Origin of the sequence: Amycolatopsis sp. 3B14, assembly GCF_050958625.1 — a bacterium.
Classification (GTDB): Bacteria; Actinomycetota; Actinomycetes; order Mycobacteriales; family Pseudonocardiaceae; genus Amycolatopsis_E; species Amycolatopsis_E thermoflava.
In genome coordinates, this window is record NZ_JBHZEN010000017.1 from 56,555 (window position 1) to 78,352 (window position 21,798).

The following is a 21,798-nucleotide window of genomic DNA, read 5'->3' on the forward strand; positions in this document are numbered from 1 at the left end:
CCACGCTACTCACGCTTGACCTCCAGCGCGGTGGAGGTTGCAGCCTGGCCGCATGCGCGTGATCGAGGCGGTGCGGTTCGGCGGCCCCGAAGTGCTGCGGGTGAAGGCGGTGCCGGATCCGCACCCGGGGCCGGGGCAGGTCGTGGTCGAGGTGAAGGTGGCCGGCGTGCTGTGGATCGACACGGCGATCCGCCGCGGCGAGGCCGGGCACCTGTTCGGGGTGACGCCGCCGTACGTACCCGGCGCGGGGGCCGCCGGGCAGGTCACGGAGCTCGGCGCGGGGGCGGACCCGTCGTGGTGCGGCGCGTGGGTGCTGGCCGACGTCGACGGCGCGTACGCCGAGCAGGTGCTGGCCACGCCCGAGCAGCTGATCCGCGTCCCGCCCGGTGTGGGGTTGCGGGAGGCGGTGGCGTTGCTGCACGACGGATCCACCGCGCTGGCGGTGTTCGAGCGGGCCGCGGTGCGGCGAGGTGAGCGGGTGCTGGTGCAGCCGGCCGCGGGCGGGCTCGGCACCTTGCTGGTGCAGCTCGCGCACGCGGCGGGGGCGCACGTGACCGGCGCGGCGCGGGGCGCGGAGAAGCTGGAGATGGTGCGCGCGCTGGGCGCGGACGCGGTGGCCGACTACAGCGAGCCCGGCTGGACCGACCAGGTGGGACCGGTGGACGTGGCGTTCGACGGAGTCGGCGGCGACCTGGGCCGGGCCGCGGCCAAGCTGGTCGTGACGGGCGGCCGGTACTCGAACTACGGGTGGGCCGGCGGCGCGCCGGTCGCGGTGGACGAGGTGCGGCGGGAGGTGACGGCCTACGGCCTGGAGCAGCTGCGGGAGTACGAGCCCGGCCGCCGCGCCTGCATCGAACGGATGCTGCGCCTGGCCGCCCGCGGCACGGTGCACACGGTCATCGGGCAGACCTTCCCGCTGAGTCGCGCCGCGGACGCGCACCGCGCGCTGGAGTCCCGCTGCGGCAAGGGGAAGACGCTGCTGGTGATCTAGTAGCCAGTACCGCGCCGGCCAGCACCAGGGCGCAGCCGAGCAGCTGCGGTGGCGACAGCCGTTCCCCCAGCACCACCGCGCCCAGCACGACCGCGCCCACCGGCGTGAGCAGGAGCAGCACCGCCCCGACCGCACTCGGCAGCCGCGGCGTGTTCGTCGCGACCAGGAGCCAGCCGACGACCTGCCCGCACACCGCGACGACCACCAGCCAGCCGATCGCGGCCCACCCCGGCGTCAGGTCCAGCCCGTAGCCGAGGAACCCCGCAGCCAGCGACACGACCGCGGCGGAAGCGGTGACGACCAGGTATGCCCGCCGGGTCCGCCCGTCCTGCCCGCCGCGGCGCAGCAGGTGCAGGAAGCCCGAGTAGCACAGAGCGGCCAGCGACGCGTGGATCGTCCCGGCCAGCGACGCCGGCCCGCCGGTCACGCCCGCGGCGAGCACCACCCCCGGCAGCACCAGCGCGACCGCCGCGAAGTAGCGGCGGGACACCGGCTCCCGGTCGGCCACCCACGCGATCACCGGCACGAGCACCACCTGCAGGTTGACCAGCACCGTGGACAACCCGGCCCCGATCTCGCCTATCGCCTGTGTCCACAGCAGACTGTCCCCGGCGAACAACGCGCCCGCCAGGACCGCACGCACCCGTTCGGCTCGCTCGAGCGCGCCACCGTGTTCGGCGCGGGCGAGCACCGCCAGCGGGGCGAGCGCGAACAGGCACCGGTAGAACGAGGCGGTGCCCGGCGCCGTCCCGGACAGTTCGATGAGCACGGCCGACGCGGAGACGGCGAGCGCCCCCGTCGCGACACCCCAGGCAGGTCGCATACCCCTCGGCTACCCGTAGACCTAACAGTCAAACACGGTTATGCTCATTAGATGTTCGTCGGCGGTCATGTGGCGCTCGACCTGGTCAACACGGTCGCGTGGCGCCTGGACCCGGCGCGCCGCGAGGAGCGGCTGCCGGACGACGACGCGTTGCGGCGGTGGGCCGAGGCTGCGGGGTTCACCGTGGTCCCGGACGGTGGCGTGGTCGAGGTGCGCGAGGTCCGCGAGGCGGCCCACCGGGTGCTGGAGCCGCTGGCGACCGGCGCGGACCCCGGGGACGTCGAACCGTTGCGTCGCCTGATCGTGGGTGCGCTGGCTCGGGCGGAGGTCGCGTCGGTGGTGCCGCTGGAGTGGCGGATCCCGGTCCACGGCACCCGGGACCTGCGCGACGCGCTGGCGCTGGAGACGTGGCGGCTGCTGCAGTTCGAGGACCTGACCCGGCTGCGCCGATGCGCCGACGACGGTTGCGGCTGGCTCTTCCTGGACCGCAGCCGCAACGGCTCGCGCCGCTGGTGCAGCTCCGCCGACTGCGGCAACCGCGAGCGCGCCCGCCGCCACTACCACCGCGCCCGGCGCTGACAAGCCACGCGCGATTCCCACACTCGCGCACGACCCGGCAGCGCCGGGCGATCCGCCCGCCACAGCCGGCGCCGCAGGTGCGGCCCCAACCGACCCCACGCGCACTCCCCAAGCCCGGCAGAATCAGACCGGCCACCTCACCGCGAGCCCCACGCACTCGTGCGCGGACCCGGCAAGGTCAGACCCGCGCCCCCGCACCCGGCACCACGGCACCCGGCCCCGCGCACTTGCCCAACCCGACAAGGCCAGACCACCCACCCACCACATCGGCACCTCAGGCACCACGCGCGCTGGGCACTCAACCGGCGTGCGTCACTCGTCGCGGTTGAACTCGGCTCGGACGCCCAGCAGGCGCACCGGGCGGGTCCACTCGAAACGGTCCAACAGGGACAGTGCCGCGCGCTCGATCTCCGCGCGGTCGCTCGTCGGCGCGGGCAGGGTCAGGCTGCGGGTGTAGGTGAGGAACGGCTTGAACCGCACCTTCACCCCGATCCGCACCGCGGGGCGCCCCTCGGCCAGCACGTCCTCCGCGACCCGCGCCGCCAGGGCCGACACCTGCGCATCCACCGAAGCGCGGTCGTCCAGATCCGTCTGGAACGTCGTCTCCCGGCTCCGCGACCGGGCCAGGTACGGCGTCGCGGTCACCTCGGTGTCCCCGGCCCCCTGTGCGAGCAGCCGGTACCACGGGCCCATCGTCGGCCCGAAGCGCGCCGCCAGGTCGTCCGGGTCGGCCGTGCCGAGGTCCCGCACGGTGGTCAGCCCGGCCTCCGCCAGCTTCTTCGCCGTCTTGCGGCCGATCCCCCACAGCGCGTCGGTCGGGCGGTCGGCCATCACCGCGACCCAGTTCGCCCGCGTCAGCCGGTAGATCCCGCCCGGCTTCGCGAAGCCGGTCGCGATCTTGGCCCGCACCTTGTTGTCCCCGATCCCGACCGCGCACGACATCCCGGTCTCCGCGGCCACCCGCGTCCGGATCTCCGCGGCCAGCGCCTCCGGGTCCGTCACCCGCGCGCCGACGAACGCCTCGTCCCACCCGATCACCTCGACGACCACCGGGAAGCTCCGCAGCGTCGCCATCACCCGCTCCGAGACCTCTTCGTAGGCCTCCTTGTCGACCGGCAGGAAGACCGCGTCCGGGCACCGCTTCGCCGCCGTCCGCAACGGCATGCCCGACTGGATCCCGAACTCGCGCGCCTCGTACGACGCCGTGGCCACGACCGCCCGCTCGGACGGGTCCCCGTTCCCGCCGACCACGACCGGTTTCCCGCGCAGCTCGGGGTGCCGGGCGACCTCGACCGCCGCGATGAACTGGTCCAGGTCCACGTGCAGGACCCAGTCGTCCGCAGACACGCCACCCAGGCTAGCCGGACAGCTCGATCTCCATCGCCAGCAGACGCGAACTCAGCCCCTTGCCGTGGGTGTCCAGCGCGAGCGACGTCGTCACCCCGCCGTCGAGCGCCTGGCGGCACCGGAACTGCAGCGCGCACAGCTTCGGCAGCACGTAGCGCACCACCTCGCCGCGCACCTGACCAGCGAGGTGTTCGCGCACCCGCTCCGCCGTGACCTCGCGCTCCAGGTCCGCGAAATGCCGGTCGTCGAAGGGGAACAGCGACAGGATCGACGTGTCGCCCTTGTCGCCGGCGCGGCAGTGCGCGACCTCGTGCAACATCACCCGCACGCATGCCCCCCGATCACGGTCACCGCCGGCTCGACCCGGTCGCGGTCGATCAACGTGGACACGATCCCGATCACCTCCGTCACGGCCGTCCGGACGCCTCCGCCCCCGGCAGGCCCGTTCGTGTAGAGCGCCTCCACCTCGTGGCACACGACCTCGGCCGCCGCCCGGTCCGCCGCCGACGCGGCGATCCGCAGCCGGCACTCCGGCGACCCCTCCGCGCCCAGCACGTCGGCCCGCACCCGGGTGCCCGCGAGCCGCCGCAGGACCACCTCACCGGCCAGTTCGGCGCGGGCCCGGGCGCCCGGTCCGGCGTAGGAAATCCCGGCTTCGGCCCGCCACCCGGCGCGGTAGCCGACGCTGACCTTGAACTTCTCCGGCCGCACCCGCCCGACCGCGCCGCGCACCGCCACCCGGTCCGGCCCGGTCTCGGCGACGGTCACCTCGCGCAGGTCGAGCGTGACGTCCGGGGTCAGGTAGGCCGTCGGGTCGGTGACCTCGTACAGCAGTTGCTCCCGCACCGTCGCGCGGGAGACCAGACCGCCGGTGCCGGGCAGCTTCGACACCTCCACGTCGCCGTCAGCGGTCACGTCGGCGTACGGGAATCCCAGCTCGGCCAGTCCGGGCACGTCCTTGCGGCCGGGGTCGGCGAAGTACCCGCCGGTGAGCTGCCCGGCGCACTCGAGCAGGTGCCCGGCCACGGTCCCGGCGGCCATCGCCGAGGCGTCACGCAGGTCCCACCCGAGCCGCTGGGCCAGTGGCGCGGTGAACAACGAGGGATCGGCGACGCGGCCGGTGAGCACCACGTGCGCACCGGTCTCCAGCGCCGGCATGATCTGCTCCGCGCCGAGGTAGGCGTTGGCGGACACCAGTTCCCCGTGCGCGGCCAGCGGCCGCCCGGTCTCCAGGGCCGGTGCGGACGGGTCGATCCGGTCGAGCACGTCGTCGCCGGTCACGACCGCGACGGTCAGCCCGAGGCCGAGGCGCCCGGCCAGGTCCGCCGTCACCCGGCCGGCGGCGAGCGGGTTCGCCGCGCCCATGTTGGTGATCACCCGCACGCCCCGCGCGGCGCAGAGCGGCAGCAGCCGTTCGAACCGGGCGACCAGCCGCGGGTCGTACCCCGCCGTCGGGTCGGCCAGCCTGCGCTGCTGGCCGAGCGCGATCGTGCGCTCCGCCAGGCATTCCAGCACCAGGTCGTCGAGTTCCCCGTCGCGGGCGAGCGCTTCCGCGGGCTCGAACCGGTCCCCCGCGAAGCCGGCTCCCCCGCCGATCCGTACGCAGTCCATGCTCTCCCCTAGATCGCGCCCACGGCCAGGGCGACGGCGGTCATCACGACGGTGGTCCCGAACGCCCACTTGAAGGCGAACCGCTGGTGTTCGCCCAGGTCCACGCCCGCCATGCCGACGAGGATGAACGTGGACGCGGTCAGCGGGCTGAGCGGGAACCCGGTGGTCATCTGCCCGAGCAGCGCGGCTCGGGCGATCTCGGCCGGGTCGCCGCCGAGCGCGGCGCTGGTCTCGGCGAGCACCGGCATCACGCCGAAGTAGTAGGCGTCCGGGGTGAACACGAGGCTCAGCGGCATCCCGGTCAACGCGGTCAGCGCGGGCAGCGCGCCGCCCGCCCAGTCCGGCACGACGCTCACCAGGGCCCGCGCCATCGCCTCGATCATCCCGGTGCCGGACAGGATCCCGGTGAACACACCGGCGGCGAAAATCATCGTGGTCACCAGCACCACGTTGTGCCCGTGCTTCTCGAACAGCTCCTGCTGCTGGCTCCACTTCGGACGGTTGATCAGCAGGGCGAGCACGAACGCGCCGACGAACAGCACCTCCAGCTTCGCCACCTGGGCCAGCAGGGCGGCCACCAGCGCGAGGGTGAGCACGACGTTGGCCCAGTACCGGACGCGCTCGGCCCGGGTGCGTTCCACCGCGGCGGCCGGGCCGTCCAGGTCGAGCACCCCGATCCGCTTGCGCTCGGCGCGGCCGATCAGCCACGCGGCGACGAGCACCCACGCGATCCCGGCCAGCATCGCGGGCAGCAGCGGCAGGAAGATGCGGCCGCTGTCGGCGTCCAGCGCGGCCATCGCCCGCGCGGTCGGGCCGCCCCACGGCACCAGGTTCATCACCCCGGCGCCGAGTGCGACGACCCCCGCCAGCACCAGCCGGCGCATCCCCATCCGCTGGTAGAGCGGGAGCAGGGCGGACACCGTGATCAGGAACGTCGAAGCGCCGTCGCCGTCGAGGGCGACCAGCACGGTGAGCGCCGCGGTCCCGACGGTGATCTTCAGCGGGTCACCGCCCGCCCACCGCAGGATCCGCCGCACGGCCGGGTCGAACAGGCCGGCGTCGATCATCAGGCAGAAGTAGAGGACCGCGAAGGTGATCATGATCGCGACCGGGGCGACGGTGGTGAGCCCCTTGCCGATCAGCTCGCCCAGGCGCGGGGCCGCGCCCACGGCGAGCGCGGCGACGACCGGCACGACGGTCAGCGCGAGCAGGACCGAGACCCGGCGCGAGAGCACCCCGGCGAGGAACACGCCGATCGTCAGAAAGCCCGCCAGGGCAAGCATCTCGTGGACCTCCAGTGCGCTGTCGACGGTGACGTCTGCCGACTCTGCGGCATCACAGCTATCGAGGTCAAACAAGAGTTCGGCATAGACTCATGCACCATGCGCATGGATCTGACGGTGCAGCAGCTCCGGGCCGTGGTCGAGGTGGCCGACGCCGGCGGGTTCACCACGGCCGCCCAGCGGTTGCACCTGGCCCAGTCGTCGCTGAGCCGCACGGTCGCCGAGGTGGAGCGCAAGGTGGGGGTCGCGTTGTTCGAGCGGACCACCCGGCGGCTCGTGCCGACCGCGGAGGGCGTGGAGTTCACCCGGATCGCGCGGGAGGTGCTGGCCTCGTTCGACGCCGGGCTGCGGCACTTCACCGGGTTCCTCGCCGGCACCCGCGGGCACGTCCGGGTGGCGACGCTGCCGTCGCTGGCGGCGATCCTGCTGCCCCCGGTCATCGCGCGCTACCGGCGGGAGCTGCCGGACGTCGAACTGTCCATCGAGGACTGCCTGTCGGAGGAGGTGCTCGCCCGGGTGCGCGCGGGCGCGGTGGACCTCGCGGTCACCGTCGTCGGCGAGCCCCCGGACGATTTGGAGGTGCAGCCGCTGGCCGCCGACGAGTGCTGCTGCGTCTTCCCGCCCGGCCACCCCTTCGCGGACGCGGAAAACCTGTCCTGGCAACGGATCCAGGGTGAGCCGTTCATCGCGTTCTCCCCCGGCAGCAGCATCCGCCCGCTGGTCGACCACGCGCTCGCCGAGGCCGGGGTGGCGCCCGGCCACACGATCGAAGCACGCAACATCGCCGCGGTCGCCGGGCTCGCCGCCGCCGGGCTGGGTGTCTCCGCGATCCCCGGCCTCGTGCTGCCGCTGGTGGCCTTCGCCGGGCTGCGCAGCCTGCCGCTGGACGGGCCGCGCGCCGAACGCACGATCGCGCTGGTCCGCGACCCGTCCCGGCCGCGCCCGCGGGCCGTCGCCGCGTTCACCGAGGCCCTCCTCCAGGCCCGGGACCGCGGCGACGGCCTGCCGGCTCACACGCGCTGGCTCACCCGCCGTGGCAGTGACCGCCCGTCGACGGCGGCACGTCCAGCGTCGGGTTCCGGTCGAAGAACCCCACCGGCTTGAGCTTGAACCCGGTGTAGTCCACCGGCATCACCGGCCAGTCCTCCGGGCGCGGGAAGTGCGTCAGCCCGAAGGTGTGCCACAGCACGATGTCCTCGCCGTCGATGTCGCGGTCCGCCGCGGTCCACGCGGGCAGCCCGGCGCCGCCGGGGTTCTGGTTCACCAGGTCACCGGCCGGGTAGCGCTCGTCGTCCGAGTAGCGGGTCACCCACAGGTGCTTCGTCGCGAAGGTGGCCCGCGCGTGCACCGACGAGGACTCGTCCGCCAGCAGCGTCGGCTGGCCCTCCGGGTGGAGCACGTAGGCCGGGTTGCGGCCGAAGCGGTTCCGCCGGTCCGGGTTGACGATGTGCCACACGCGCCCGCGGGTGTTGTCGGCCGCGCGCGCCGCCTCCGACTCGCGGGTCAACCGCGTGCGGGCCTCCCGGAAGGCGTTGCCGTACGGGTTGGCCTCGCTCACCGGCACGCGCACCGCGTCGACCTCGTCCACGGCGTTGCGGTCGCCGTCGACGCTGACGTCCAGCCGCGCGCAGAACAGGTGCTGGTGGTAGGGCGCGCCCAGGCCGGGCGCCATCTCGGTGGCGTACTCGTGCCCCTCCGCCGGGTAGGCCGAGGTGAAGGTGATGCCGGTGGCCTTGGCCTCCAGCTCGATCGTGCCGTCGAGGTAGAAGTACCAGTAGAAGCCGTAGTCGTAGTTGCCGATCGTGGTGAAGAACGACACCACCAGCCGCCGCTGCCGCCGCGTCTCGTGCGAGCCGGCGAACATGTCGCTGTGCTTCCACAGCACACCGAAGTCCTCTTCGTGCATGCAGATCGCGTTGCGGATGGTGCGCGGCTCGCCGAGGTCGTCGGCCACCACCGCGTCGAAGTAGCGGATCTCGCCCAGGCAGTCGCAGCCCAGCTCCAGCGAGTTGGTGTAGCGGGCGAACATGTACTCGCCGCAGTCGAAGTAGTTCTGCCAGAACCGCACCGGCGACGGGTCGGCGTAGGGCACCACCATCTCGGCCACCGACGCCCGGTACAGCACCGGCCGCTCGTGGAACGAGACCTCGTGCAGGGTCAGGCCTTCCCGCTCGTTGAAGCCGATCCGCAGGTCCCAGTTCTCCCACCGCACCCGGCTGCCCTCGACCGCGTAGCTCGGGCCTTCCGGCTGGGTGATCTCGATCGGCTTGAGCGTGGTGCGGTGCGGCCCGGTCTGCGCCGGGTCGTCGAAGTTGCCCGGCTCCTGCGGCACCGGCAGCTCCCGGTGGTCGATCACGTTCGTCACCGCGCGGGCGGTGAGGTCGACGTAGGCGACCAGCCCGTCCACCGGGTGCGCCCACGGGTGGTCCTTCTCGTGGAACTGCTGGAAGCCCAGCGCCCGCACGACGCGGCGGCCGGTCTCCCCGGGGTGGTCGTACGAACCGGCGGACAGCGGCACCGCGCGCACGGTGGCGGGGTCCAGGCCGCGCTTGCGCAGGGCGTCGGTCCACCGCGGCTCGGCGTTGAGAATGTCCTCGATCAGCTCGAACTCGGTGTCGATGATCGGCGGCTGGCCGTCGGCGACCGGATCGATCTCCCGCACCTCGTCCACAGTGGACCGCGTGGCCGACACGACGACGTCCTTCGACGAGCCGTCGGCCAGGTCGAGCAGGATCGCCCGGAACCGGCGGTCCACCTCGTCACCCGGCTGGTGCGCGCGCACCACGGCCTTGCCCGGCTCCTCCAGCACCAGGAAGGCGAACCGGACGGACTCCCCCAGCAGCCCGGCGGCGCTGAGCACCTCCCGGACCGCGCGGACCTCGTCCTCGGTCATCGGGTCGAGCGGGTGCGTCGTGGTGGTGCGTTCTTCGGCGAGTGTCATCGACGATCCTTTCAGGCGATGGCGGGTTCGGTGGCGGGCGAGCGCAGAACGGCCGAGAGCACGGCCCCGAGGGCGAACGCTCCGGCGAGGATGGCGAAGATGACGGCGGCCAGGCCGAACGAGCCGCCGATGAGCGTCGGGAAGTTGAGCACGGTCAGCACCAGGCAGCCCGCCAGCCCGGCCAGGCCGAGCACCGGCGCGGCGAACGTGTGCCAGGCGCGCCGGTCCACCCGCGTACGGCGGAAGAACACCACGACGGCCAAGCAGGTCAGCGTCATGAGCACGAGCACGCCGAGGGTCGCGGTGCCGGCCATCCACGAGAACACCTGGGTGACCGGGTCCATCCCGGCCAGGGCGAACACCGCGATCAACACGACCGCGCTGACCGACTGCGCGAGCGAGGAGACGTGCGGCGAACCGTGCCGGTGGTGGCTGCGGCCGCACGCGGCGGGCAGCGCGCCGGAGTTGCCGAGCGAGAACGCGTACCGGGCGATGACGTTGTGGAACGACAGCAGCGCGGCGAACAGGCTGGTGATCAGCAGGACCTGCACGACGTCGGCGCCCGCGGTGCCCAGGTAGCGGCCGACCGTGGTGATCAGCATGTTCCCCGGGTCCGCGCCGGCCTGCTCCACGGCGGCGGTGTCGCCCCACGCCGACACGACGGCCCAGCTGGACAGCGTGTAGAACCCGGCGATGAGCAGCAGCGACAGGTAGGTGGCGCGCGGGATCGTGCGGGCCGGGTCGCGGGCCTCGTCGCGGAACACCGCGGTGGCCTCGAACCCGATGAAGCTCGCGATGGCGAACATGATCGCGATGCCCACCGAGCCGGAGCCGATCTGCGCCGGCTGCAGGAACGCCGTCGACAGGCCACCGTCCCCGCCGCGCACGGTCACGACCGCGTCGAAGACCAGCACGATCCCGGCCTCGCACAGCAGCAGCACGCCGAGCACCTTGCTGCTCAGCTCGATGTGCCGGTAGCCGAGCAGGCCCACCACGGCGAGCGCGGCCAGCGACCACACCCACCATGGCAGCGCGGGACCGCCGTAGTGCTGGACCAGGCCGTCGAGGGCGGCGCCCAGGTAGCCGTAGACAGCCAGCTGCACCGCGGTGTAGGTGACCAGGGCGAGGAACGCGGCGCCGAGGCCGGGCGCGCGGCCGAGCCCCTCGCGGACGTAGGCGTAGAAGGCGCCCGCGTTGGGCACGTGGCGGCTCATCGCGCAGAACCCGACCGCGAACAGCAGCAGGACCACGCAGCAGAGCACGAAGGTGGCGGGGAAGGCGGCGCCGTTGCCGAGCGCGACGCCCAGCGGCACGCTGCCGGCGACCACCGTGAGCGGGGCGGCGGCCGCGACGACCATGAAGACGATGGAGCCGGCGCCCAGTGAACCGGTCAGCGACCGTGGCGTATCCATGAGACCTCCGGGGACTCAGCGGGGATTTCCGGTGACGGCTGCACAGCGTTGAGCAGCAACGTTGCGCCGCCGTCAGCCGCCGGTCAAACCCCGGTCTCCGGCACCGGGAAGTCCCGTCGGGGCGTTCTCCCAACGCGGGAACGGCTCCGGCGTTTTTCTCATTTGACGCTCGCGGCCATGTCCTCGGACGTAACCCCGGAGTTACAGTGCCGGGTTACCGTCCACAGAGGAGGAAATTCCGGATGTCCGTGCCACCCCGGGTGCTGCCGCCGTTGCGGCGCGAGTCCCCGATGTCCGGGCTCGACCGCCGCAACCTCGGTCCGCTGCAGGTGTTCGCGCAGTCGATCTCGGCCGCGGCGCCGTCGGCGGCCATGGCGGCCGCGCCCGCGGTCGCCGCGGCCGGGGCCGGGACCGGGGTGCTGTGGTCGTTCGTCGTCGCGACCGTGCTCGCGCTGCTCATCGGGCTGGGGATCGCGCAGTTCACGCGCCGCATGGCGGCGGCCGGGTCGCTGTACAGCCTGACCGCGAAGGGGCTCGGCCCGGCCGCGGCGTTCGCGTGCGGCTGCGCGTTGCTGATCGGCTACGGCCTGCTGACGATGGCCGCGCTCACCGGGTCCGGCGTCTACCTGCAGGACCTGTTACGGCGCGCCGGGCTGGACCTGGGCTGGGGCCTGGTCGCGGTGCTCGTGCTGGTGCTGGGCGGGCTGGCGACGGCGTGCGTGCTGCGGGGTGTGCGGTTGTCGGCGACGGTGGTGCTCGTCGCCGAGGCCGTGTCGATCTCGCTGATGCTGGTGGTGTTCGGGTTGCTGCTGGCCAGGGTCGGCCCCGGGCTGGCGCCGACCGCGCCGGACCGGGGCGTCGGCGGGATCGCGGCCGGGGTGCTGCCCGCGCTCGGCGCGTTCATCGGGTTCGAGGCGGCGGCGTCCTACGGGGTCGAGGCCCGGCGGCCGTTCCGCACGGTGCCGCGGGCGGTGCAGGGCACGGCCGCGCTGTGCGGCGTGCTGTACCTGGTGGCGGCGTATACGCAGGTCATCGGGCTGGGCGCGCTGCCGGGCGGGCTCGCCGGGCAGGCCGAGCCGGTCAGCACGCTGGCCGCGCTGCAGCAGCTGCCGTGGCTGTCCTACCTGCTCGACCTCGGCATCGCCGCGTCGTTCCTCGCGTGCACGCTGGCGACCGGCAGCGCGCTGGTGCGGGTGCTGCTGTCCATGGGACGCGAGGGCGTGGCACCGGCCGCGCTGGGCCGGACGCATCCGCGGTACCGGACCCCGCACGTCGCGATCCTGGCCGTGCTGCCGCCGGTCGCGGTGGTGCCGATCGTGCTGATGGCCGCCGGGATGAGCACCACGTCGGTGTTCGTCACGCTGCTCAACGTCGCGGTGTTCGGCTACCTGGTGGCGTACCTGCTGGTGTGCGTGGCGGCGCCGGTGTTCCTGTACCGCATCGGCGAGCTGACCCGCGGGGCGCTGGTGGTCGGCGCGATCACCGCGCCCGCGCTGCTGGCGGCGCTGGTCGTGTTCACGGTCGACAACCTGGGCGGCCCGTACCCGGCGGTGTTCGGGCTGTGCGCGCTCGCCGGCCTGGCCTGGTTCGCCTGGCTGCGCCGTCGGCGGCCACGGGACCTGGCGCGGATCGGCATCTACGACGAGACGTCCGAGGCCGACCTGCTCGGCGGCGAGCGGTGAGCCCGGAGACGCCGCTGTCCGGCCGCCAGCCGAAGGCGGTCCGCAGCGCGCTGGCGGTGCTGGAGGAGGTCGTGGCGGCCGGGCCGGGTGTCACGGCGAAGGAGATTTCGGCCGCGCTGAAGCTGCCCCCGGCGACGACCTACCGGCTGCTGAACCTGCTCGTCGGCGAGGAGTACCTGGTGCGGTTGCCGGACCTGCGGGGGTTCGCGCTGGGGCGGCGCGCCGGGCGGCTGGCGACCCCGGTGGCGGTGCGCCCGCCCGCGGCGGCCAGGGCGATCGTGGAGCACCTGCGGCAGCGGGTGCGGTGGGGTGTGCACCTGGCGTCCTACCGGACCGGGCGGCTGACGCTCGTCGACCCGGACCCGGACCACCCGCCGTCGGACGGGGCGCTGCTCGCCCGCTACCCGCACGTTTCCGCGCTGGGCAAGCTGCTGCTCGCCGAGCAGGCCGACTGGCGCGCGGTGGTGCGGGAGCTGCGGTCGTTCACCGAGCGGACGATCGTCGACGCCGACCGCCTGGACGCCGAACTGGCCGCGGTCGCGCGCGACGGGCTGGCCCGGCAGTGCGGTGAGCTGCTGGAACGCAAGGGCTGCCTGGCGGTGGCGATCCGGGACGTGGTGACCGGCGAGCTGGTCGCCGGGCTCGCGGTGAGCGGGCCCGCGGAACGGGTCGCCGAGCCGAACGCCGAGCTGGTGGCGCTGGTGCGCGACCACGCCGGGCAACTGGCGCCACTTCTCGCGTGAGCGATGTCGAGAACGCGGGAGCGGCTCCGTCCCCGGCGTGACACACCCCGAACCGGAGGAGACGGACATGGATGTCACCGCTGAACTGGCCAAGCCGATCGCGCAGGAGCTGCTGGAGTCGAACATCCCCGCGCGGCTGGCGTACGACGGACTGGACGGCGAGCCGCGCGTCATCCCGATCGGGTTCTGGTGGGACGGCTCGCACCTGGTCATGGCCACCGTGCCGAAGTCGGCGAAGGTCGCGGCCCTGCGCCGGAACCCGCGAGTGGCGATCACCGTCGACCGCATGGACCCGTGGCCCCCGCGCGTGCTGCTGATCCGCGGCACCGCACGCCTGGAACTGGTCGACGGCGTCCCCGGCGCCTACATCGAGGCGTCCCGGAAGGTGACACCCGCCGAGGTGTTCGAGTCCTGGGAGCAGGGCGTGCGGGCGCTGTACGAGCAGATGGTGGTCATCACGATCGAGCCGGACTGGGCGAAGCTGCTGGACTTCGAGACGACGCTGCCCAAGGCGGTGGAGGACCTGCTCGCGTCCCGCCAGGGCTGATGGTTCAGACGGCACCGGGCGATGCGCCCCGTCCGGCGGCGGTCGATCGAGCCCGGCCACACGTGCAGCGCTGGAACGGCGCTGGGAACGCCCGGCAGCGGGACTCTCCTCGTAGGAGTGCGGCCAGCCCCGGGACCCACCGGATCGAGCACCGCTTGCCGGTCTTCGACGGTCGTCGAGGGCACCTGCCCGTCCGGCGGCGCCCCATGGCGTCGGGGCGGCGGTCCCGCCTAGGCTCGCAGCGTGCGGATCGTCTCGTTGCTGCCCGCCGCCACTGATCTGGTGGCCGAGCTGGGGCTGGCCGGGCAGCTGGTGGGGCGGACGCACGAATGCGACTGGCCGCCGGGCATCGAGGACGTGCCCGTGGTCACCAGCAGCGGGCTGCACACCTCGATGAGCAGCCGCGAGATCTCGCAGGCCGTCGGCGGCGCCCACGCCGGCTCCGCGCTCTACGCCCTGGACGCCGGGAAACTCGCCGAGCTCCAGCCCGACGTCGTGCTCACCCAGGACCTCTGCGAGGTCTGCGCGGTGTCCTACCGCCGGGTCGCCGACGCCGTCCGGATGATGGACGCCGGGCCGCGGGTGCTGAGCCTCGAACCCCGCACGCTCGCCGAGGTGCTGGACTGCCTGCTGCTGCTCGGCGACGTCCTCGGCGTGCCGGACGTCGCCCGCGCGAAACACACGCAACTGCGCGCCCGGCTCGCGGACCTCCGGGAGCGGACCCGGGACCTGCCCCGGCCGCGGGTCGCCGCGATCGAATGGCTCGACCCGGTCTGGCCGGCAGGCCACTGGGTGCCCGAACAGATCGCCGCCGCCGGCGGGGAGCCCCTGCTCGCCCGGCCGGGCGAGCACACGACGGCCATCGACTGGGCCGAGGTGACCGCCGCGGCACCCGACGTCCTCCTCCTGCTCCCCTGCGGCCTGCCGCCGGAGCGCACCGAGGCCGAACTCGGCCTGCTCACGAGCCGACCGGGCTGGGCGGACCTGCCCGCGGTGCGCGGCGGGCAGGTGTGGATCCTCGACGGCCCGTCCTACTTCAACCGCCCCGGCCCGCGCGTCGTGCGGGGCGCGGAGATCCTCGCCCACGTGCTGCACGGCATCGGGACCGTCGAGCCGGGTCAGGCGAGGCGCACCTCGATCTCCGGCGGCGTCCGCAACGTCTGATACACCACGCAGTACCGCTCGGTCAGCTTGCGCAGCGTGGCGAGCTGCTCCTCGGACGCGTCGGTGTCGAGGTCGAACGACAACCGGATCGCCTGGAACCCCACCGGCGCGGACTTGTCGACCCCGAGCGTGCCGCGGAAGTCCAGGTCGCCCTCCGCCCGCACGGTCCCGCCGCGGATCTCCAGCCCCAGCGACGTCGCCACCGCCCGCAGCGTCACCCCGGAGCACGCGACCAGCGCCTCCAGCAGCATGTCGCCGGAGCACGCGAGGCTGCCGTCGCCGCCGGTGGCCGGATGCAGGCCGGCCTCGACCACCGCCCGCCCGGTCTCCACCTTGCACGAGATGCCCAGCCCGTCGAGCTCCGCGTTGGCGCGCAAGGTGATCAGCGCCTGTGCCGGGTCCTCCCGGTAGCGCTCCTTCAGCGGGGCCTGCAGTTCCCTGAGTTCGCCTGCGTCCATGCCCGCCAGTATGACCGCGTGAACGGGCTCACGCCGGTGTCAAGGCCGGATCAAGACCGGGCCGCCCCGTGTCATCGCCGCGTCAGCCCGGGGTCCGCGCGGGCCGCCGCGGAGATCTCCTTCGGTGCAGGGATACCGAAGGAGGACGTCATGACGCTCGCCGACGTGCTGCCCAGCGTGGGGCTCGCCGGAGAACCGCCGCTGGAACCCGGCCTGTGGCCGCGCACGACCCGCCTCGCCGGCGGCGGCGACCTGACCTGCGGCGGCGTGCGCCTGACGCGGCTCGCCGCGCGGTTCGGCACGCCGGTACAGGTCTTCGACGAAACCGAGATCCGCGGCCGCGCCGAGTCGCTGCGCGCCGCGTTCCCGGACGCCGAGATCGCGTTCGCCACCAAGGCCCTGCCGGTGCGGGGCGTGCTCCGGGTGCTGGGTTTCAGTGCGGACGTGTGCTCGGCGGGCGAGATCGCGATGGCGCGCTCGGCGGGTGTGCCGGGCGAGCGGATCCTGGTGCACGGCAACGTGAAGACCCCGGAGGACCTCAAGGCCGCGTTCACCGCGCACGCCGGGCGGATCGTCGCCGACTCGGCCGACGAGATCGACCAGCTCGCCGCGCTCGCCCCCGCCGGGCAACGGGTCCTGGTGCGGGTCACCCCCGGCGTCGACGCGCACACGCACCGCGCGCTGGCCACCGCCGTCGAGGGCCAGAAGTTCGGGTTCTCCCTCGCCTCCGGCGCCGCGCTGGACGCCGTCGGGCAGGTCCTCGCCCAGCCGGGCCTGCGCGCCGCCGGGTTGCACTGCCACCTGGGCTCCCAGGTGCGCGACACCGGCGCGTACGCCGAAGCCGTGCGCCGCATGGTGCGCCTGCTCGCCCAGGTCCGCGAGCGGCACGGGGTGATGCTGGACCAGCTCGACCTGGGCGGCGGCTTCGCCGTCCCCTACCGCGCCGGCGAGCGGGCCTTCGACCTGACCGGCGCCGCCCGCCGGATCCTGGGCACGCTGCGCCTGGAGTGCGACCGCCACCGGATCCCGGTGCCGCGGCTGGTGCTGGAACCCGGCCGCTGGCTCGTCGCGACCGCCGGGATCACGCTGTACCGGGTGGCCGCGGTGAAGATTGGGTTCGTCGCGGTCGACGGCGGCATGAGCGACAACCCGCGCCCGGCGCTGTACGGCGCGCGCTACACCGCCCGGCTCGTCGGACGGCACACCAAGGCGCCGCGCCGCCCGTGGACCATCGCCGGCAGGCACTGCGAGGCCGGGGACGTGCTGGCCGAGGACGTGCCGTTGCCCGCCGACATCCGCCCCGGCGACCTAGTGGCGGTGCCCGTGAGCGGCGCCTACCACCACGCGCTGGCGTCGAACTACAACCTGGTGGGCCGCCCGCCGCTGGTCGCCGTCGCCGGCGGCGCAGCACGCGTGCTCGTGCGCCGCGAAACCGAGGAGGACCTGCTGCGCCGCGACCTCGGCTGATCGGGGAAGCTCGGCGCATGGTCTCGGTATTGCAGAACGTCGCGATCGACTGCGCGGACGCCTACGAGCTGGCCCGGTTCTGGAGCGCGGTGACCGGCCGTCCGCCCCACCCGGAAGACCGGCCGGGCGACCCGGAGACGCAGGTGCTGCTCGCGGAGGGTCCGGTGCTGCACTTCAACCAGGTGCCGGAGCCCAAGACGATCAAGAACCGGATCCACCTGTGCCTGCGCCCGGAGACCTCGCACGAGGTGGAGGTGGCGCGGCTGCTGGGCCTCGGCGCCACGTTCGTCGCCGATCACCGGAACCCGGACGGGTCCGGCTGGGCCGTCCTCGCCGACCCCGAGGGCAACGAGTTCTGCGTGCTCCGCAGCGACTCCGACCGGGCCGCCATGGAGTCCTGACCCGCCGGGGCAGTCCCGAGCGTCGTGTCGATGAACGCGCGCGTCGCCGCGGTGAGCGGGCCGCCGCGGTGCACCAGCCACTGCGGCAGCCGCTCCGGCGGGTCGAACCGGTAGACGTCCGCGCCCGCCCGCAGCGCCAGGTCCGACCAGCCGTCCGGCATCAGGCCGGCGCCGATGCCCTTGAGCACCATCGGCAGCACCATGCCCCGGTCCCCGGCCTCGGCCGCGATCGTCATGTCCCCGACGGTCGCGGCCAGCCGGTCGAACAGGGCCCGCACCGCCGTGGCCGGCTTGGTGACCACGAACCGCATGCCGCGCAGCACCTCCGGGCCCACCGACGGCCCCGGCACGTCCAGGGCGCCCGGCGGCACGACCAGCAGGAACTCCTCGTCCCGCAGGTGGTGCGTCACCAGCCCCTGCCCGGACGGGCGCTCCGCGCTACCGCATACCCCGACCTCGCACCGGCCCTGCAGCACCATCGCGACCACCTCGGCCGCCGACATCGCCGACGACGTGCTGACGGTGACCCCCGGGTGCCGCCGGGCCAGCTCGGCGATCACGCTGGTCACCGGTTCCAGCCCGGACGACGAGGTCGCGGCGACGTCCACCCGCCCAGCCGCCCCGTCCCCGATCGCGCCCGCCGCGGCCCGCAACGCGTCCAGGTCGCGCAGCACCAGCCGGGCCCGGTCGGCCAGCGCCTCCCCGGCGGTGCTCAGCACGGCGTGCCGCCCGACCCGGTGGAACAGCGTGACGCCCAGCTCGTGTTCGAGCTTGCCGATCGAGCGGGACAGCGAGGGCTGCGCGACGTGCAGTGCCCTGGCCGCCGCGGTGAACCCGCCGTGCTCGACGATCGCGACGAAGTACTCCAGCTGGCGGCGTTCCACCACGCTCCCATCCATAGCGAACAGCTATGGGGATGGTGTCACAGATGTCTTGGACGTTCACCCGGTCGAGGGTGTCTACTCGGACCGTGTTCACCACCCGCCCCACGCTGCAAGGCACCCACGGCATGGTGTCGTCGACCCACTGGCTCGCCTCCGCCACCGCGATGGCGGTGCTGGAGGACGACGGCAACGCCTTCGACGCGGCCGTGGCCGCCGGGTTCGTGCTGCACGTCGTCGAACCGCACCTGAACGGCCCCGCCGGCGAGGTCCCGATCATCCTCGCGCCCGCCGGGCAGGCGCCGCGCGTGCTGTGCGGGCAGGGTCCGGCCCCGGCCGGGGCGACGGTCGCGCACTACACCTCGCTCGGCCTGGACCTGGTGCCCGGCACCGGTCCGCTGGCCGCCGCCGTGCCCGGCGCGTTCGACGCGTGGATGCTGCTGCTGCGCGACCACGGCACGAAGACGCTGGCCGAGGTGCTGAGATACGCGATCGGCTACGCCGAGAACGGGCACCCGGCGGTGGAGCGGATCGGCTCGACCGTGGCCAGCGTGCGGGAGCTGTTCGAGACCGAATGGACCAGCTCTGCGGAGGTGTACCTGCGCGCCGGGCGCCCGCCGGCGCCCGGCGAGATGCTGCGCAACCCGGCGCTGGCCGCGACCTGGCGGCGCGTGATCGCCGAGGCCGAGGCCGCCGGCGCGGGCCGGGAGACGCAGATCGACGCCGCCCGCCGGATCTGGCGCGAGGGCTTCATCGCCGAGGCGATCGCCGAGGCCGCTGCCCGGCCGACCATGGACACCTCCGGGGAGCGGCACGCCGGCACCCTCACCGCCGACGACCTCGCCGCGTTCGAAGCCGGCTACGAGGACCCGGTCACCTACGACTGGCAGGGCTGGACGGTCGCCAAGTGCGGCCTGTGGAGCCAGGGGCCGTCGTTCCTGCAGCAGCTCGCCCTGCTGCCGGACGGCCTCGAGTACGGCACGCCGGAGTACCTGCACACGCTGATCGAGGGCACCAAGCTCGCCATGGCCGACCGCGAGGCGTGGTACGGCGACAGCGCGGACGTCTCCGTGGACACCCTGCTTTCCGCGTCCTACAACGAATCCCGCCGCGCCCTGATCGGCGAGCGGGCCTCGACGGAGCTGCGGCCGGGTTCGCCGGACGGGCGACGGCCGCGGCTGAGCAAGCAGGCCGAACTGTCGGTCGGCGGCGCGGTCCCGCCGCCACCCGCCGCGGGCGCCGGTGAGCCGACCGTCGCCAAGGACGGCGCCACCCGCGGCGACACCTGCCACCTCGACGTGGCCGACCGGTGGGGCAACATGATCGCCGCCACCCCGAGCGGCGGCTGGCTGCAGTCCAACCCGGTCATCCCGGCCCTGGGTTTCCCGCTGGGCACCCGGCTGCAGATGTCCTGGCTGGACGAGGGGCTGCCCAATTCGCTGGTGCCCGGCCGCCGCCCGCGCACGACGCTGTCCCCGTCGATGGCGCTGCGCGACGGCGTGCCGGTGCTCGCGTTCGGCACGCCCGGCGGGGACCAGCAGGACCAGTGGAGCGTGCACTTCTTCCTCGCCGTCGCGCTGCGCGGGAAGGTGCGCGGCAGCCTCGACCTGCAGGGCGCCATCGACGCGCCGAACTGGCACACGGACAGTTTCCCGAGCTCGTTCTACCCGCGTTCGATGAAACCGGGCAGCGTCACCGTGGAATCCCGCATCGGCGATCCCGTGATCGCGGAACTGCGGCGGCGCGGGCACGACGTCGAGGTCGCCGACCCGTGGTCGGAAGGCCGCCTGTGCGCGGTCGCCCGCGACCCGGAAACCGGTGTGCTGTCCGCGGGTTCGAACCCGCGAGGCATGCAGGGCTACGCCGCCGGACGGTAGTTGCCTCCGGCATCCGAAGGGAAAGCAGCGGTTCGCACCCATCCCCGCGAACCGCTGTTTTTCCTGCCCGTGTCAGGCGGTAGCACCGATGGCGGGCTGCTTCCCGAGCCACCCAGCAGCCGGCACCCAGCCCGGCACCCGAGTGCCGCAACGTCTCGCGATGCGCGGTCAGGAAACCGACAACCACCTACGCGCTCGCCGCCCGCAACCAGGGTTTCCGCCCGACCGGGGCCAGCCTGAACTCGGCGCACCCGCCCGGGCTCAACCGTCCGCAAGCACCGTCTCGAAACGCCAGTCCGCGGCACCCAGCAGCGACCCCCGCCGCACCGACCGCCGCGCCAGTTCCGCCCCCAGCCCGCGCGCGCCCGCCCGGCTCAACCGTCCGCGAGCACCGTCTCGAAGGCCAGCTCCGCGGCGCCCAGCAGCTTCGCGTCCGTGCCCAGCGCCGACGTCGCGACCCGCGTCCCGGCGAGGGCCCGGCTCACCAGGCTCCGCTGCCGCACCGTTCGCTCCACGTGCTCGACCAGCGCCGGGGGCAGCGCGGTGAACAGGTCGCCCAGCACGACCAGCTGCGGGCACAGCAGGTTGACCACGTTGCCGAGCCCGAGCGCGAGCCATTCGGTGAACTCCGCGAGCACGTCCGGCGCCTCGCCGTCGGCCGAGAGCAGCCGCAGCTCGTGCACGATCGCGCCGACCGGGCTGTCCTCGTCCAGCCCCAGCGCCCGCGCCAGCGCCCGCTCCCCCACCTCGGTTTCCCAGCAGCCGTGCGATCCGCAGTAGCACTGCCGCCCCTGCGGCCGCACCACCATGTGCCCGACCTCGCCCACGTGGTGCCCGCCGGCGCCGCGCATGGACACCCCGTTGGAGATCACGCCGCCGCCGACACCGACCTCCGCGCCGATGTAGACGAGGTCGTCGTAGCCGCGCGCCACCCCGCGCAGGTGCTCGGCGAGCGCACCCAGCTCGGCGTCGTTGCCCATGTGCACCGGCAGCTGCAGGGCCCGCGACAGCCACGCGCCGAGCGGGATGTCGGTCCAGTGCAGGTTCGGCGCCTCGTGCACGAACCCGTCCTGGTGCCGCACCACGCCCGGCACCGACACGCCGGCCGCGACCGGGTGCACGCCCAGCTCGTCGATCAGCGGGCCCGCCGTGTCGACGATCTTGGTGAACACCTCACGCGGGTCGTTGGTGGTGGAGCGGATGTTCCACCCGCCCCGCCCGAGGATCTCGCCGCCGATCCCGACCAGCGCCATCCCGGCCCGCTCCACCCGGATGTCGATCGCCAGCACCACCGCGGCCTGCGGCTGCGGCAGCACCAGCAGGGACGGGCGGCCCGCCCCGCTGCGCTGGGCCGGCACCCGCTCCTCGACGAGCCCGTCCTCGGCCAGCCCGTCCACCAGGGCCTTGATCGTGCTGCGGTTCAGCCCGAGGTCGGTGGCGAGACTGGCCCGTGTGGACGGACCATGGACGTGCAGCCGGCGCAACAGGGCGGCCCTGTTGTGCCGGCGCACGTCGTCGGGGCGGGTGCCCGCGGTCGGTGTGGTCGTCACCTGCGCTTCCCTGCTGGCCGGTGGTCGGCGGTCCTCACCCG

The 21,798-nt window shown here is 73.9% G+C and carries 20 protein-coding genes; 10 read left to right on the forward strand and 10 right to left on the reverse strand.

What is annotated here, in order from left to right; all coding sequences use genetic code 11:
• Positions 1 to 52: 52 nt before the first annotated feature.
• The gene (locus ACCP09_RS09515) at positions 53 to 991 is read left to right on the forward strand and encodes a zinc-binding dehydrogenase (RefSeq protein WP_433745053.1); all 939 of its coding nucleotides are present in this window, start codon (positions 53 to 55) and stop codon (positions 989 to 991) included.
• On the opposite strand, the gene ACCP09_RS09520 is transcribed toward ACCP09_RS09515, so the two are convergent.
• Complete coding sequence (locus tag ACCP09_RS09520; protein WP_433745056.1) at positions 897 to 1,814, reverse strand: DMT family transporter; 918 nt, start codon at positions 1,812 to 1,814, stop codon at positions 897 to 899. The two genes, ACCP09_RS09515 and ACCP09_RS09520, sit on opposite strands and share 95 nt — an antisense overlap.
• Positions 1,815 to 1,865: 51 nt before the next feature.
• Here ACCP09_RS09520 and ACCP09_RS09525 point away from each other — a divergent pair, with 51 nt between their 5' ends.
• On the forward strand, positions 1,866 to 2,393 hold the full coding sequence (locus tag ACCP09_RS09525) for a CGNR zinc finger domain-containing protein (RefSeq protein ID WP_378365489.1): 528 nt from the start codon (positions 1,866 to 1,868) through the stop codon (positions 2,391 to 2,393).
• 312 nt (positions 2,394 to 2,705) lie between these two features.
• Here the strand turns inward: ACCP09_RS09525 and ACCP09_RS09530 are convergent, their stop codons facing one another.
• Genes ACCP09_RS09530 through ACCP09_RS09545 form a run of 4 tightly spaced genes read right to left on the reverse strand, consistent with a single transcriptional unit; the run spans position 2,706 to position 6,634 of the window.
• On the reverse strand, positions 2,706 to 3,740 hold the full coding sequence (locus ACCP09_RS09530; RefSeq protein WP_431906181.1) for a DNA polymerase IV: 1,035 nt from the start codon (positions 3,738 to 3,740) through the stop codon (positions 2,706 to 2,708).
• Between the two features lie 10 nt (positions 3,741 to 3,750).
• On the reverse strand, positions 3,751 to 4,059 hold the full coding sequence (locus ACCP09_RS09535) for an AtuA-related protein (RefSeq protein ID WP_228685280.1): 309 nt from the start codon (positions 4,057 to 4,059) through the stop codon (positions 3,751 to 3,753).
• Positions 4,059 to 5,351 carry an acyclic terpene utilization AtuA family protein gene (locus tag ACCP09_RS09540; protein ID WP_433745061.1) on the reverse strand — a complete coding sequence of 431 codons (1,293 nt, stop codon included), beginning with the start codon at positions 5,349 to 5,351 and terminating at the stop codon, positions 4,059 to 4,061. The genes ACCP09_RS09535 and ACCP09_RS09540 overlap by 1 nt, the downstream gene beginning before the upstream one ends.
• 8 nt (positions 5,352 to 5,359) lie before the next feature.
• The gene (locus ACCP09_RS09545) at positions 5,360 to 6,634 is read right to left on the reverse strand and encodes a CitMHS family transporter (protein ID WP_027930617.1); all 1,275 of its coding nucleotides are present in this window, start codon (positions 6,632 to 6,634) and stop codon (positions 5,360 to 5,362) included.
• Between the two features lie 99 nt (positions 6,635 to 6,733).
• Between ACCP09_RS09545 and ACCP09_RS09550 the strand changes: the two genes are divergently transcribed.
• Positions 6,734 to 7,738: a LysR family transcriptional regulator gene (locus tag ACCP09_RS09550; RefSeq protein WP_123682581.1), complete on the forward strand. Its 1,005-nt coding sequence runs from the start codon at positions 6,734 to 6,736 to the stop codon at positions 7,736 to 7,738.
• Here ACCP09_RS09550 and ACCP09_RS09555 read toward each other — a convergent pair.
• Positions 7,659 to 9,575 (reverse strand): primary-amine oxidase, encoded by a 1,917-nt coding sequence (locus ACCP09_RS09555; RefSeq protein WP_433745065.1) that lies wholly within the window; start codon positions 9,573 to 9,575, stop codon positions 7,659 to 7,661. The genes ACCP09_RS09550 and ACCP09_RS09555 overlap by 80 nt on opposite strands.
• Before the next feature lie 11 nt (positions 9,576 to 9,586).
• Positions 9,587 to 10,987: an APC family permease gene (locus tag ACCP09_RS09560; RefSeq protein WP_123682583.1), complete on the reverse strand. Its 1,401-nt coding sequence runs from the start codon at positions 10,985 to 10,987 to the stop codon at positions 9,587 to 9,589.
• A gap of 242 nt (positions 10,988 to 11,229) precedes the next feature.
• On the opposite strand from ACCP09_RS09560, the gene ACCP09_RS09565 reads away from it, so the two are divergent.
• The 4 genes from ACCP09_RS09565 to ACCP09_RS09580 all read left to right on the forward strand — a co-directional run bounded on the left by ACCP09_RS09565 (position 11,230) and on the right by ACCP09_RS09580 (position 15,123).
• Positions 11,230 to 12,669 (forward strand): APC family permease, encoded by a 1,440-nt coding sequence (locus tag ACCP09_RS09565; RefSeq protein ID WP_378335611.1) that lies wholly within the window; start codon positions 11,230 to 11,232, stop codon positions 12,667 to 12,669.
• On the forward strand, positions 12,666 to 13,412 hold the full coding sequence (locus ACCP09_RS09570) for an IclR family transcriptional regulator (protein ID WP_027930622.1): 747 nt from the start codon (positions 12,666 to 12,668) through the stop codon (positions 13,410 to 13,412). Before ACCP09_RS09565 ends, ACCP09_RS09570 begins: the two co-directional genes overlap by 4 nt.
• A gap of 67 nt (positions 13,413 to 13,479) precedes the next feature.
• A complete protein-coding gene (locus tag ACCP09_RS09575) occupies positions 13,480 to 13,959 on the forward strand; it encodes a pyridoxamine 5'-phosphate oxidase family protein (RefSeq protein WP_400984396.1) in 480 nt (159 codons plus the stop codon).
• Between the two features lie 243 nt (positions 13,960 to 14,202).
• Positions 14,203 to 15,123: an ABC transporter substrate-binding protein gene (locus ACCP09_RS09580; RefSeq protein WP_433745071.1), complete on the forward strand. Its 921-nt coding sequence runs from the start codon at positions 14,203 to 14,205 to the stop codon at positions 15,121 to 15,123.
• Here ACCP09_RS09580 and ACCP09_RS09585 read toward each other — a convergent pair.
• Positions 15,078 to 15,581, reverse strand: coding sequence for an OsmC family protein (locus tag ACCP09_RS09585; RefSeq protein ID WP_020420622.1), 504 nt, complete (start codon positions 15,579 to 15,581; stop codon positions 15,078 to 15,080). The two genes, ACCP09_RS09580 and ACCP09_RS09585, sit on opposite strands and share 46 nt — an antisense overlap.
• A 150-nt stretch (positions 15,582 to 15,731) precedes the next feature.
• Here ACCP09_RS09585 and lysA point away from each other — a divergent pair, with 150 nt between their 5' ends.
• The gene (gene lysA, locus ACCP09_RS09590) at positions 15,732 to 17,048 is read left to right on the forward strand and encodes a diaminopimelate decarboxylase (protein ID WP_433745074.1); all 1,317 of its coding nucleotides are present in this window, start codon (positions 15,732 to 15,734) and stop codon (positions 17,046 to 17,048) included.
• A gap of 17 nt (positions 17,049 to 17,065) precedes the next feature.
• A complete protein-coding gene (locus ACCP09_RS09595) occupies positions 17,066 to 17,449 on the forward strand; it encodes a VOC family protein (RefSeq protein WP_433745077.1) in 384 nt (127 codons plus the stop codon).
• On the opposite strand, the gene ACCP09_RS09600 is transcribed toward ACCP09_RS09595, so the two are convergent.
• Positions 17,344 to 18,336 carry a LysR family transcriptional regulator gene (locus ACCP09_RS09600; RefSeq protein ID WP_433745080.1) on the reverse strand — a complete coding sequence of 331 codons (993 nt, stop codon included), beginning with the start codon at positions 18,334 to 18,336 and terminating at the stop codon, positions 17,344 to 17,346. The two genes, ACCP09_RS09595 and ACCP09_RS09600, sit on opposite strands and share 106 nt — an antisense overlap.
• An 83-nt stretch (positions 18,337 to 18,419) precedes the next feature.
• Here ACCP09_RS09600 and ACCP09_RS09605 point away from each other — a divergent pair, with 83 nt between their 5' ends.
• Complete coding sequence (locus ACCP09_RS09605) at positions 18,420 to 20,207, forward strand: gamma-glutamyltransferase family protein (protein ID WP_433745083.1); 1,788 nt, start codon at positions 18,420 to 18,422, stop codon at positions 20,205 to 20,207.
• A gap of 374 nt (positions 20,208 to 20,581) precedes the next feature.
• Here the strand turns inward: ACCP09_RS09605 and ACCP09_RS09610 are convergent, their stop codons facing one another.
• On the reverse strand, positions 20,582 to 21,757 hold the full coding sequence (locus tag ACCP09_RS09610) for an ROK family transcriptional regulator (RefSeq protein WP_027930629.1): 1,176 nt from the start codon (positions 21,755 to 21,757) through the stop codon (positions 20,582 to 20,584).
• Between the last annotated feature and the right edge of the window lie 41 nt (positions 21,758 to 21,798).

Bases quoted from the DNA above. Each gene is read 5' to 3' on its own strand.
- ACCP09_RS09515 (WP_433745053.1), top strand. From the start codon at position 53: ATGCGCGTGATCGAGGCGGTGCGGTTCGGCGGCCCCGAAGTGCTGCGG.
- ACCP09_RS09520 (WP_433745056.1), bottom strand. From the start codon at position 1,814: ATGCGACCTGCCTGGGGTGTCGCGACGGGGGCGCTCGCCGTCTCCGCG.
- ACCP09_RS09525 (WP_378365489.1), top strand. From the start codon at position 1,866: ATGTTCGTCGGCGGTCATGTGGCGCTCGACCTGGTCAACACGGTCGCG.
- ACCP09_RS09535 (WP_228685280.1), bottom strand. From the start codon at position 4,059: ATGTTGCACGAGGTCGCGCACTGCCGCGCCGGCGACAAGGGCGACACG.
- ACCP09_RS09540 (WP_433745061.1), bottom strand. From the start codon at position 5,351: ATGGACTGCGTACGGATCGGCGGGGGAGCCGGCTTCGCGGGGGACCGG.
- ACCP09_RS09545 (WP_027930617.1), bottom strand. From the start codon at position 6,634: ATGCTTGCCCTGGCGGGCTTTCTGACGATCGGCGTGTTCCTCGCCGGG.
- ACCP09_RS09550 (WP_123682581.1), top strand. From the start codon at position 6,734: ATGCGCATGGATCTGACGGTGCAGCAGCTCCGGGCCGTGGTCGAGGTG.
- ACCP09_RS09555 (WP_433745065.1), bottom strand. From the start codon at position 9,575: ATGACACTCGCCGAAGAACGCACCACCACGACGCACCCGCTCGACCCG.
- ACCP09_RS09560 (WP_123682583.1), bottom strand. From the start codon at position 10,987: ATGGATACGCCACGGTCGCTGACCGGTTCACTGGGCGCCGGCTCCATC.
- ACCP09_RS09565 (WP_378335611.1), top strand. From the start codon at position 11,230: ATGTCCGTGCCACCCCGGGTGCTGCCGCCGTTGCGGCGCGAGTCCCCG.
- ACCP09_RS09575 (WP_400984396.1), top strand. From the start codon at position 13,480: ATGGATGTCACCGCTGAACTGGCCAAGCCGATCGCGCAGGAGCTGCTG.
- ACCP09_RS09585 (WP_020420622.1), bottom strand. From the start codon at position 15,581: ATGGACGCAGGCGAACTCAGGGAACTGCAGGCCCCGCTGAAGGAGCGC.
- lysA (WP_433745074.1), top strand. From the start codon at position 15,732: ATGACGCTCGCCGACGTGCTGCCCAGCGTGGGGCTCGCCGGAGAACCG.
- ACCP09_RS09595 (WP_433745077.1), top strand. From the start codon at position 17,066: ATGGTCTCGGTATTGCAGAACGTCGCGATCGACTGCGCGGACGCCTAC.